Source organism: Arhodomonas sp. KWT, assembly GCF_010993615.1.
In genome coordinates, this window is record NZ_WNXE01000038.1 from 1 (window position 1) to 11256 (window position 11256).

General features: G+C 70.5%; 12 protein-coding genes. 4 read left to right on the forward strand and 8 right to left on the reverse strand.

The window, feature by feature from the left end; translation table 11 throughout:
- On the forward strand, positions 1 to 420 hold a 420-nt coding region (locus G7A99_RS08560; protein WP_205599776.1), incomplete at its 5' end, for a thiamine phosphate synthase.
- Positions 421 to 444: 24 nt separating this feature from the next.
- Here the strand turns inward: G7A99_RS08560 and yacG are convergent.
- The 7 genes from yacG to G7A99_RS08595 all read right to left on the reverse strand — a co-directional run bounded on the left by yacG (position 445) and on the right by G7A99_RS08595 (position 7994).
- Entirely contained in the window at positions 445 to 675 is a 231-nt protein-coding gene (gene yacG, locus G7A99_RS08565; protein ID WP_163139538.1) for a DNA gyrase inhibitor YacG, read from the reverse strand.
- Entirely contained in the window at positions 663 to 1445 is a 783-nt protein-coding gene (gene zapD / locus G7A99_RS08570) for a cell division protein ZapD (protein ID WP_163139540.1), read from the reverse strand. The genes yacG and zapD overlap by 13 nt, the downstream gene beginning before the upstream one ends.
- 89 nt (positions 1446 to 1534) lie before the next feature.
- Complete coding sequence (gene coaE, locus G7A99_RS08575; RefSeq protein WP_163139542.1) at positions 1535 to 2137, reverse strand: dephospho-CoA kinase; 603 nt, start codon at positions 2135 to 2137, stop codon at positions 1535 to 1537.
- Positions 2137 to 3006 (reverse strand): A24 family peptidase, encoded by an 870-nt coding sequence (locus G7A99_RS08580; RefSeq protein ID WP_163139544.1) that lies wholly within the window; start codon positions 3004 to 3006, stop codon positions 2137 to 2139. The genes coaE and G7A99_RS08580 overlap by 1 nt, the downstream gene beginning before the upstream one ends.
- A 6-nt stretch (positions 3007 to 3012) precedes the next feature.
- A complete protein-coding gene (locus G7A99_RS08585) occupies positions 3013 to 4242 on the reverse strand; it encodes a type II secretion system F family protein (RefSeq protein ID WP_163139545.1) in 1230 nt (409 codons plus the stop codon).
- 3 nt (positions 4243 to 4245) lie between these two features.
- Positions 4246 to 5967, reverse strand: coding sequence for a type IV-A pilus assembly ATPase PilB (pilB, locus tag G7A99_RS08590; RefSeq protein ID WP_163139547.1), 1722 nt, complete (start codon positions 5965 to 5967; stop codon positions 4246 to 4248).
- A gap of 188 nt (positions 5968 to 6155) precedes the next feature.
- Positions 6156 to 7994 carry an EAL domain-containing protein gene (locus G7A99_RS08595; RefSeq protein WP_163139549.1) on the reverse strand — a complete coding sequence of 613 codons (1839 nt, stop codon included), beginning with the start codon at positions 7992 to 7994 and terminating at the stop codon, positions 6156 to 6158.
- Between the two features lie 166 nt (positions 7995 to 8160).
- Here G7A99_RS08595 and G7A99_RS08600 point away from each other — a divergent pair, with 166 nt between their 5' ends.
- Genes G7A99_RS08600 through G7A99_RS08610 form a run of 3 tightly spaced genes read left to right on the forward strand, consistent with a single transcriptional unit; the run spans position 8161 to position 11160 of the window.
- Positions 8161 to 8364 (forward strand): heavy-metal-associated domain-containing protein, encoded by a 204-nt coding sequence (locus G7A99_RS08600; RefSeq protein ID WP_018717310.1) that lies wholly within the window; start codon positions 8161 to 8163, stop codon positions 8362 to 8364.
- Complete coding sequence (locus G7A99_RS08605; protein WP_018717311.1) at positions 8361 to 8657, forward strand: metal-sensitive transcriptional regulator; 297 nt, start codon at positions 8361 to 8363, stop codon at positions 8655 to 8657. The genes G7A99_RS08600 and G7A99_RS08605 overlap by 4 nt, the downstream gene beginning before the upstream one ends.
- Before the next feature lie 7 nt (positions 8658 to 8664).
- Positions 8665 to 11160 (forward strand): heavy metal translocating P-type ATPase, encoded by a 2496-nt coding sequence (locus G7A99_RS08610; protein WP_163139551.1) that lies wholly within the window; start codon positions 8665 to 8667, stop codon positions 11158 to 11160.
- On the opposite strand, the gene G7A99_RS25345 is transcribed toward G7A99_RS08610, so the two are convergent.
- Positions 11161 to 11256 (reverse strand): HU family DNA-binding protein (locus G7A99_RS25345; protein WP_240466191.1); only part of this gene is annotated, 96 nt, incomplete at its 5' end.

Here is an 11256-nt window from a genome sequence, read left to right on the forward strand (position 1 = left end):
GCGGCACTGCTGGGGGAGGCGATCCGGCGTTGCCACGCCGCGGGCGCCCGGCTTCTGGTCAACGGCGGGCCGGACGCGGCGCGGACGGCGGGGGCCGACGGTGTCCACCTGACCTCCGCGCGCCTACGCTCGCTGGACGCCCGGCCGCTGCCTGCGGATATGCTGGTGGCCGCCTCCTGCCACGACCCGGACGAGCTCGATCGGGCCCTGGGGGTGGACGCGGACTTCGTCGTGCTCTCACCGGTACACGCCACGCCGTCCCACCCCGAGACCCGCCCTCTCGGCTGGCATCGTTTCGAGGACTGGATCGCGGCATTCCCGCGCCCGGTGTATGCGCTGGGCGGGATGGGTGCGGACGACCTGCCGGAGGCGCTGGCCGCCCGGGCGCAGGGCATCGCGGGCATCCGCGGGCTCTGGTAGGTGCGGGGGCCTGCGCGGGCGCCGTCAGTCGTCGACGTCCTCGCCCTCGCCGGGGCTCCAGGCGTCCAGCGATGGCTCGCCGGGGATGTAGCGCTCGCCCTCCACCCAGGCACCGAGATCAATGAGCCGGCAGCGCTCACTGCAGAAGGGGCGGTGCGGCGATCGCGCCGACCACTCCACGCGGGACCCGCAGTTGGGGCATTGAACCGTGGCCGGGCTGCCGTCCCCGGGCCTGTCGGCGGTCAGATCGCGCATAGCTCCAGCCGGAAAGGTACGTTCTCGTCGGTCTGCTGGGGACGCTCGGTGGCGCCGCCCTGGACCATGAAGCGAACCGTGCAGAAGTGCTTGTTCCCGCTGATCTCCGGGAAGTACGGCGCCTCCGCGGGCAGGGCGACCCGCAGCAGCTGGTAGGGGGAGCCCCGCTCGAGGGTGCGCTGGTAGCTGCCCCCCTCCGCCTCGAGGGTCACCGGGTCGGCGCTGTCGCGCAGCAGGGAGAGGATCCGCCGGGTCGCCTCGTGAAGGATCCCGAAGCCGTCGTACCAGCTCTCCAGGTCTTCGCGGCGCCGCTCGGGGGACTGGTTCAGCCACAGGTGATAGCCCGGCAGATCGAAGGCGCAGGTCCCGCCCATGATCCCGGAGCGCTGCGCCACCGCCGCCAGGAACTCGTTGTCGCGGACGATGGCCGGTATGCCCGGCGCTGCCGCACGCAGACGCTGGGCGAGGTCGCGGCATTCGTCCAGAACCGGTGCGAGCAGCGAGGGGTCGACGCCGGGGCGCTTCTCCAGCGCCTCCAGCGAGTTCACCATCTGCTCGAGCTCCTTCTGGATCTCCGAGCGCAGATCGCCGCGGGAGAGCAGGGCGACGATGTCCACCAGCGTGCCCACCGCGAGCCGGCTGTGCCACTCCGTGTCCCCCGTCATCCCGAAGCGGCCCTGGTCGAAGAGGAACTCCAGGCGCAACAGGGTGCGCACCCGTTCGTTGAGCGGGTGTTCGTAGATGATGCGCGACGAGGAGGTTTCACTCATGGTGGACGATCCTGCAGAAACGAGTGGCCTATTGTGACGCAGCGGGCGAGCCGCGACCAACCCGTCGCCGCGCGGCGTCACCGTGAGGCTTACCGGGTGCCGGCGGCGAGGGCGAGGTAGCGCTGGTGGAGGGCGTCCACGGCGTCGCGGAGCGCTTCCGGCGGTCCGCGGTTGTCGATTACGTCGTCGGCGTGGGCGAGCCGGTGGGCGCGCGAGGTCTGGGCCGCGAGTGCGGCACGGGCCTGCTCGGGGGTGTGGTCGTCGCGCCGGCCGAGGCGCTCGATCTGGTGTGTCTCCTCCACATCCACCACCGCAACGCGATCGACCCACTCGTGCCAGCCGGACTCCACCAGCAGCGGCACCACCAGCACGACATACGGCCCCGGGCTCGCCGCGATGCGCTCGTGCACCGCCGCCTCGATACGCGGGTGCAGGATCGATTCCAGGCGCCGCCGTGCGGTCTCGTCGTCGAATATGAGGGCACGCAGGGCGCGGCGGTCGAGGCTGCCGTCGCCGGCGAGGACGTCCCCGCCGAAGGCGTCCACGACGGCCGTCAGCCCCTCGGAGCCCGGGAGCACCACCTCGCGGGCGACGGTGTCGGTGTCGATGACGTCGGCGCCGTGTCCGGCGAACAGGCGGGCCACCGTCGACTTGCCGCTGGCGATGCCGCCGGTGAGTCCGACCACGAACACTAGGTGATCCCGGCGAACTGCAGGTAGGCGTCGATAAGGGTATCGCCCCACAGCAGGGCAACCCAGCCGGCCGCCGCGAGGTACGGCCCGAACGGAATGGGCTGATCGCGGTGGCGGCCGAGGCCGGCGATGAGTGCGATGCCCACCGCGGCGCCCACGAACGATGAGACGATGATGACCAGGGGCAGCATCTGCCAGCCGAGCCAGGCGCCGAGGAGGGCGAGGAGCTTGAAGTCGCCGTAGCCCATGCCCTCCTTGCCGGTGATCAGACGGAAGGCGTGATACACCGCCCAGAGCACCAGATAGCCCGCGGCGGCACCGGCGATCGCCGTCGCCGGTCCCACGAATACCGGTACCAGCGCAAGCAGCAGCCCGAGCCAGAGCCCCGGGAGGGTCAGGTTGTCCGGCAGGAGGAAATGATCCAGGTCGATGACCGTGAGCACGATCAGCCACCAGGTCAGCACCAACCCGGCCGCTCCGGCGGCGGTCCAGCCGAGCTGCCACCAGGTGACCAGCGAGAGCACGGCGGTGGCGCCCTCCACGATCGGGTAACGCGGGGAGATGCGCGTGCCGCAGTCACGGCAGCGGCCGCGCAACAGCAGCCAGCCCAGGACCGGGATGTTGTCGCGGGCAAGAATCGGGGCGCCGCAGGCGGGGCAGTGCGAGCCCGGCCGCATGAGGTTGAAGGGCTCGCGCCCGGGTGGCGTCTCACCGCGCAGCTCGGCGCACTGGGCAGCCCAGTCCGCCTCCAGCATTCGTGGCACCCGCAGGGTGACGACGTTGAGGAAGCTGCCCACGGCAAGCCCCACCAGCACGACGAGCGCGCCCTGGAGGCCGGGACTGGCGGCCAGGAACTCTAGGGCCGGCATGGGCGCTCAGATCACCTGGCCGAGCTTGAAGATGGGCAGGTACATGGCGATGACCAGCCCGCCCACCAGCACGCCGAGGATGACCATGATGAACGGCTCCAGGAGGCTGGAGAGGCTGTCGATGGCCGCGTCCACCTCCTCCTCGTAGAACTCGGCGACCTTGCCGAGCATGGTGTCGAGGGAGCCGGCCTCCTCGCCGATGGCGATCATCTGTACCACCATGTGCGGGAACATCTTGGTCTGATCCGCCGCCCACTGCAGCTGCTGGCCCTGGGCGACCTCCTCGCGCATGCGCAGCACGAGGTTGCCGTACACGGAGTTGCCCGTGGCGCCGGCTACTGACTCCAGGGCGTCCACCAGGGGCACGCCGGCCGCAAACATGGTCGAGAGCGTACGCGCGAATCGCGCGATCGCCGCCTTGTGGAGGATCGGGCCGATCACCGGTATGCGTAGTACCACCCTATCCAGGAAGTGCTGGAATTTCGGTGATCGTTTGTACGACTGTACTGCCGCGATCACCGCTGCCACCAGGGCGATGAGGATGAACAGCCAGTTCTCCCGCGTGAAGTCCGACAGGTCGATGACCATGCGGGTGAACGCGGGCAGGTCGGCGCCGAAGCCCCGGAACAGCGACTCGAACTGCGGCACCACGTAGATGAGCAGGATCGCGGTCACGCCGATGGCCACGCACACGACCGCCGCCGGGTAGAACAGCGCCTTGCGGATCTTGCGCTTGATCGACTCGGTCTTCTCCTTGTAGGAGGCGATCTTGTCGAGGAGCGTGTCGAGCACACCGGCCTGCTCGCCGGCCTCGATGAGGTTGCAGACGAGCTCGTCGAAGTACATCGGGTGCTTGCGCAGCGAGTCGGACAGCGGTGTGCCGGACTCGACGTCTTCCTTGATGCCGAGCACGAGCTGCTGCATGTTCGGGTTCTCGTGCCCGCGGCCGATGATATCCAGCGCCTGCACGATGGGGACGCCGGAGTCCAGCATCGTCGCCATCTGGCGCATGAGTATCGCGATGTCGCCGGAACGGATGCGCTTGCGCCGCTGTCCCTCCATGAGCTCGGCGATGGAGGACTTGCGCCGGATCCGCTGTGCCGCGATTCCCTGCTTGCGCAGGGTCGCGCGAAGGCTGGTCGCGCTCTCGGCGCGGGAGTCGCCCTTGACCTTGCGGCCGTTGCGGTCGACCCCTTCCCAGTTGAAGCTGTTGAGCTTGAGCGCCTTGGTCGCCATGGCCTAGTCCACCGTGACCCGGTTGATCTCCTCCAGGCTGGTGACGCCCTCGCGGACCTTGTCCAGCCCCGAGGTGCGCAGGTCCTTGACGCCTTCGCGCTCGGCCTGTTCCTGCAGCTGCATTGCGTTACCACCCTCCATGATGATCTGTCCCATTCGCTCTGATACGGGCATGACCTGGTAGACGCCCACCCGCCCCTTGTAGCCGGCCGCGCACTGATCGCATCCCTGGGGGCCGTAGAGGACGAGGTCGTCGATCTCGTCCTCGCGGAACCCTTCCTCGAGCAGCGCCTCCCGCGGGATTTCCTGGGGCTGCTTGCACTGGCTGCACAGTCGCCGCGCCAGGCGTTGGGCGATGATGAGGTTCACCGACGAGGCGATGTTGTAGCCCGGCACGCCCATGTTGGCGAGACGCGTGAGCGTCTGCGGCGCATCGTTGGTGTGCAGCGTCGAGAGGACCAGGTGGCCGGTCTGGGCCGCCTTGATCGCGATCTCCGCGGTTTCCAGGTCGCGGATCTCGCCGACCATGATTACGTCCGGGTCCTGGCGCAGGAACGAGCGCAGCGCACCGGCGAAGTGCAGCCCGGCCTTGGGGTTTATGTTGACCTGGTTGATGCCGCCGACGTTGATCTCGACCGGGTCCTCCACGGTGCAGATGTTGCGGTCCGTGGTGTTGAGGATGTTCAGTGCGGTATAGAGCGAGACCGTCTTGCCGGAGCCCGTGGGGCCGGTCACGAGCACCATGCCGTAGGGCTTGTGGATGTAGTCGAGGAAGTGCTCTTTCTGCTCCGGCTCGTAGCCGAGCTGGTCGATGCCCATCTGCGCCGAGCTTGGGTCGAGGATGCGCAGCACGATCTTCTCACCGTAGATCGTTGGCAGCGAGCTGACACGGAAGTCGATGGCCCTGCGGCGCGAAAGGTTCATCTTGATGCGTCCGTCCTGCGGGACGCGGCGCTCGGCGATGTCCATGCGCGACATCACCTTGAGTCGCGCGGCGAGGCGCGGTGCAAGGGCGCTCGGCGGGCTCGCGACGTTGTGGAGAATGCCGTCCTGGCGGAAGCGGACCCGGTACTCGCGCTCGTAGGGTTCGAAATGGATGTCGGAGGCACCGCGGTTGATCGCGTCCAGCAGGACCTTGTTGATGAAGCGCACCACCGGCGCGTCGTCGGTGTCCGGCGTGGCGGCACCGGCGTCCTGGTTCTCCTCCTCCTCGCCGCTGGAGACCTGGAGGTTCTCCAGGTCCTCGTCCAGGTCGAGGTCGGCGAGGGCGTCGCCGGCGTCGTTGAGTGCGTTCTCGATCGCGGCGCCGAGCTTGTCGTCCTCGACCAGAACGGGCTCGGTAATCAGCCCGGTGTGGAACTTGAATTCGTCCAGGGCGCGCAGGTTGGTGGGGTCGGAGACGGCGACGTAGAGGCGCTTGCCCCGGTGCACCAGCGGCAGCGCCCGGTGATGGCGGATAAGGCGCTCGCGCACCAGGGATACGGCCGTCTGGCTGAGGTCGATGGCGTCCAGATCCATCACCGGCAGGCCGAACTCGTCCGACCCCGCCGCCGCTATGCGCAGCGGCGCGACCATGCGCTGTTCGGTAAGGTAGGTAACGAAGGGCTGTTCAGCCTGCTGGGCCGCGGCGAGCGCTTGCTGAGCCTGCTCGGTTTCAAGCAGACCGTCGCGAACGAGCCGCCCCGCGAGTCCCCCGAGCTTCACCGACGGATTGGCCGTTGCCATAGGCTGTCACCACTTGCCTGATGGAATACGGCGCGAAATGCCCCGGGGTTGGCCGCCCCGTCGCGCCTGTTGCCGACTCCCCTTATGGGGCGACTATACCCGATCGTCCCGTCGACTGTAACCAGCCCCGCCGGGGCCCGGTGCCCGTTTGCCGCAGGTTTTCGCGGCAAAATGGGAACGGGTCGGCACTAATGCGTGTCCTCCTCGACCAGGTTCACGCCGGCGGCCCAGAGCGAAGCGAGCGTGCCGGCGCGGGCGACCGGGGGCGCGATAACCGCGACATCATGAGCGCGGGCGTGCCCGGTAATGGCGCGCAGGGCGGTGTCGTCGAGGACGGAGCCGTCACTGGCGAGCAGTGCCTCATGCAGCCGGATGAAGGCCAGCGGCAGCGCCGCGGCGATCTCCGCGAGGCGTGCGGCGTCCGCGACGCCGGAGACCGCCAGTGGGTCCGGAATGTTCGCGGCGAGGGCCGGGGTGGCGATTTCGGCGGCGGCCACTTCCGGGATGACAGCCCCCTGGGCGACGCCGTGATGGTCGCAGCGCCCGCGCAGCCACCCGGGGTAGGCCGGATCGGCGAGCGTGCCGACCCCGAGCGGCACGATGACCGCCGCGATATCGGCGGATGCGGCCAGCCCGTCGAGGACGCACTCCAGGACCTCGCGGTCCAGCCGCATCGCCAGCCGGGAGCCGGCGATGGCGGGACCGTAGTCCCCCGGCGGCAGGGGCGATCCGGCCTCGTCGAGGATACGCGGGTGTACCCGGGCGAGGTGGCTCGTACCGCCGTCGAGACGCGTCAGTGCCGCGCTGCGCGTGGCCAGACGCTCGGCATTCAAGGCGCTCTCGATGCGCCTGCGCCACTCGCCGCTGCTCCTGTGGCCCCCCGGTTGGGGGAGCGGGCCGGAGGCGCTTAGAAGGCCCTCCGGATCCGACGCCGGCGTCACTCCGCGGGCATCGACCTGCGCCGATACGGTTGGCGCCGCGCCCTCGGCGGCGTCGGCGAGGCGGGCCGCGAGGTCGCCGCAGGCGCCGGCGGGGACGCCCCGTGCGAGAAACGCGAAGCGGTCGTGCCCGAGCCGGGCGAGAGGGCCCAGCGGCGGCACCGCAGTGTTCATGGCGTCGGCGGCGGTGATGATCGCCGCTTCCTCCTCGGCCGGCGTGTCGCCGTCGGTGGTGAGCGCGATGTGCAGCACGGTGGAGGGGACGCGGTCGGCCGTTGCGGTGGCCGTGGCGACCTCGGCGAGCAGGGCGTCTCCGCGCATCAGGCCGGTGGCCGGGTCGCTGTGTTCAAGCATGCAGGCGTTGGTGATCCGGCGGCGGTTGGCCTGGATCCGACGACGGAGGAGGGGGGCGAGTACGGCCTCGTGGCCGGGCCCCAGAGCCAGGTCGACACCGGGGGGCGGGCACCGCGGCGGGTCACCGGCGTGCAGGGTCGCAAGTACCGGTGCCGTCAGCGACGGACGCTGGCGGATGGCCGGAACCAGCGTGGTCGTGAGCTCGGCGTCGACGATCACGGCGTCCGGCCGCCATCGCTCCAGCCTCAGCAGCAGGGCGTCGTCGTCCGGCTCGAAGGTGGTGACGGCGAGGCCGTCTGTCGCAAGCGCATCCGGAATGGAGGCGGCGGTGCCGATCAGCGCGGTCCGCCCCGGTTCCCCGGTGTCGCCCAGCCCGGCGAGGACCCGCCGCAGCGGGCCCGGGGCGACGGGCTGTGGCACCACCGCGTCGGCCCCGGCATCGAGGGCGCGGCGATAGCTGCCGACACCCGCATCCGGGACGGCGAGGATGAGCGTGGTGGCGCCGGGGTCTCGGGTTGTCCGCCATGGTGGGCCGTCCTCGCCGGCGGGAGGGTCCACGGCCGCGACGATAACGGCCGGCGGGCGGTGGGCTACTGCGGTCCGGAGCACGGCCGCGCTGGCGAACGCGCGGGCGTGGTGGCCGTGCGCGCGCAGTGCCGCCGCGAGGTGTTGGCTGTCCGTCAGCTGCGACAGGCAGATGTAGATGGTGTCGGGCCGGTCCGTTCCCTGGTCCATGGCGGTCTCTCATGATGGCGTCCCCTGCGGGCGGGGCCCGGTGGCAATGGTGCGTCATTCCCCGTGCGCGGTCGAGCGGACCTTGTGTGCCGAAGGGTGCGGCGTTATGCTCTGAGCGACATATACCCCTCCCACCGGGGGAGGGATTGAGGCCAGGAGGTGAACGATGGAGTTCCAGGTTGAGGGTATGTCCTGCGGTCATTGCGAGAAGGCGGTTCGCGAAGCGGTCGAGGCCGTGCCCGGGGTGGAGTCGGTCACCCGGGTGGATGCGGCGAGCGGTGCCCTGGTGGTGAGCGGCGAGCCGGAGGCCGGGGCAGTGGCCGACGCTGTGCGCGAGGCCGGTTACGACGTGACGGCGCCGTCGTCATGAGCGAGGCCGAGACGCACTGCGGACTGCAGCTCGACGACGGGGTCCGCGAGGACGCCCGTCGCCGTCTGCTGTCCCTGCGCGGGCATGTCGATGGTATCGCCCGCATGCTCGAGCGCGACGAGATCTACTGTGTCGACGTGCTCAAGCAGATCAAGGCGGTGGAGGGCGCCCTCGGCAAGGTCGGGGATCTCGTTCTCCGCAGCCATCTGCGCAACCACGTCACCACCGCCCATGAGCGCGGCGATACCGACCGTATCGTCGAGGAGCTGATGGACGTCCTGAAGTACCGGTGAGCCGACCATGAGCACCACTGTCGATATCCCCGTGGAGGGGATGACCTGCGCGGGCTGTGTCTCCCGCGTCGAGAAATCCCTCGGCGGCGTCTCCGGCGTCAGCGAGGCCAGCGTGAATCTCACCACCGGTAACGCCCGGGTGGCCTTCGACGGGGACCCGGCGGTGGCGGACGCGGTTGCCGCGGTCCGGGACGCCGGCTACGACGTCGCCACCGAGGAGCGGACGTTCACCATCGAGGGCATGACGTGTGCCGGCTGCGTGCGCCGCGTGGAGCGTGCGCTCGCCGCCGTGCCGGGCGTGCTCGAGGCCAGCGTCAATCTGACCCTGGGCAACGCGCGGTTGAACGTCATCCCCCGCGCCGATCTCGACCGCGAGGTCATCGCCGCGGTGGACCGGGCTGGCTACACGGCCAGCCGCGATGCGGACGAGGGGGCGCCCTCGCAGGGAGACCGTGCCGACCCGGAGCTGACGCGGCTGAAGCGCTCGGTGGCGTTCGCGGCAGCGTTCACGGTGCCGCTGGTGATCATCGGCATGGGCAAGATGCTGCCCGGGATCGGTTCGTGGATGCAGTCGGTGATGCCCGAGCGGGCATGGATGTGGCTCGAGCTGGTGCTGGCCTCGCCCGTGCTCTTCTGGGCCGGTGCGCGGTTCTTCCGCGGCGGCGTGGCGGAGCTGCGCCATGCCGCGCCGGGCATGGACAGCCTCGTGATGCTCGGGGCCAGCGCCGCCTGGGGCTATTCGTTCCTGGCGCTGGTGGCGCCCTGGATATTCCCCGAGGGCACGGCGCAGACCTACTTCGAGGCCGCCGGTGTGATCGTCACCCTGATCCTCGTCGGCCGGCTGCTCGAGCATGTCGCCCGCGGGCGGACCTCGGAGGCGATCCGCGGGCTGCTTGCACTGCAGACCCCCACCGCGCGGGTCCGTGACGGCGACGATACCCGGGAGGTCGATGTCTCCGAGGTGAGCGTCGGGGCCGAGGTGGTGGTGCGCCCTGGGGAGCGGGTGCCGCTGGACGGATCCGTGATCGAGGGTCGCTCCTGGGTGGACGAGTCCATGCTCTCCGGCGAGCCCGAGCCTGTGGCGAAGGAGGCGGGTGCCGAGCTCATGGGCGGTACCGTCAACGGCCAGGGCGGGCTGGTGATGCGGGTCAGCCGCGTCGGCGGTGACACGGTGCTCTCCCAGATCATCCGCATGGTGGAGGCCGCGCAGGCCGAGAAGCCGCCGATACAGCGTCTGGCTGACCGGATCGCGGGGGTGTTCGTGCCCCTGGTGCTGGCCGCGGCGGTGATCACCTTCGTCGTCTGGCTGGCGGCCGGGCCCGAGCCGGCGCTGTCCTACGCCTTCGTCACCGCGGTGAGCGTGCTGCTCATCGCCTGCCCCTGCGCCATGGGACTGGCCACGCCCACGGCGATCATGGTCGGTACCGGCCGGGGCGCGCGCATGGGCGTGCTCTTCCGCCGCGGGGCGGCACTGGAGGGCCTGGCGAAGGCGGATACCGTGGTCATGGACAAGACCGGGACCCTGACCCGGGGGCGGCCGGCGGTCACCGACGTGCGCGTGCTCGCCGGCGACGAGGCGACGGTGCTTGCCCGTGTCGCCGCGGTCGAGGCCCTGAGCGAACACCCGGTGGGCGAGGCCGTCGTCGCCGCGGCCCGGGACCGCGGTCTGGAGCCGACGCGCGCCGAGGGCTTCGAGGCGGAGGCCGGCTACGGTGTGCGCGCCCGGGTGGACGGTCACGACATCGCGGTCGGCGCCGAGCGCTACCTCGAACGCCTCGATGTGGCGGCGGGTGATGGCCGGGAAATCGCCTCGACGCTGGCGGCCCGGGGTCGCACCCCGCTCTACGTCGTCGAGGACGGTCAGCTGGTCGCGGTGCTCGGCGTGGCCGATCCGGTCAAGCCGGAGGCGGCGACCGTCGTTTCAGCGCTGCGCGAGCGCGGGCTCACGGTGGCGATGCTTACCGGTGATACCCGTACCACCGCGGAGGCCATCGCTGGGGAGCTGGGGATCGACCGGGTGGTCGCCGAGGTGCTGCCGGCGCAGAAGGCGGACGAGATCCGGCGCCTGCAGGGCGAGGGCCGGCGTGTCCTGTTCGTGGGCGACGGCATCAACGACGCCCCGGCGCTGGCCCAGGCGGATGCCGGTATTGCCGTGGGAACGGGGACGGACGTGGCCATCGAGGCCGGCGATGTGGTCCTGATGCGGGGATCGCTGGACGGGATCGTCAATGCCGTGGCGCTCTCGCGGGCGACCCGGCGGACCATCCTGATGAACTTCGCCTGGGCCTACGGCTACAACGTCGCGCTGATCCCGGTGGCTGCGGGGGTGCTCTGGCCGGTGAGCGGCTTCCTGCTCAACCCGATGCTCGCCGCGGGCGCGATGAGCCTCTCCAGTGTGCTGGTGCTCACCAACTCCCTGCGGCTGCGCCGGTTCCGTGGGCCCATGGGCCCGGGGGAGGCGGGTGAGGCGGCCGGCGGGCGTACGCCGGCCGCCGCGGCCTGATCAGCCGCCGTTGACCTGATCCTTGAAGCCCTTGCCGGGGCGGAAGGCGGGAACGCGGCTGGCGGCGATCCGGATGCTCTCGCCGGTCTGGGGTTT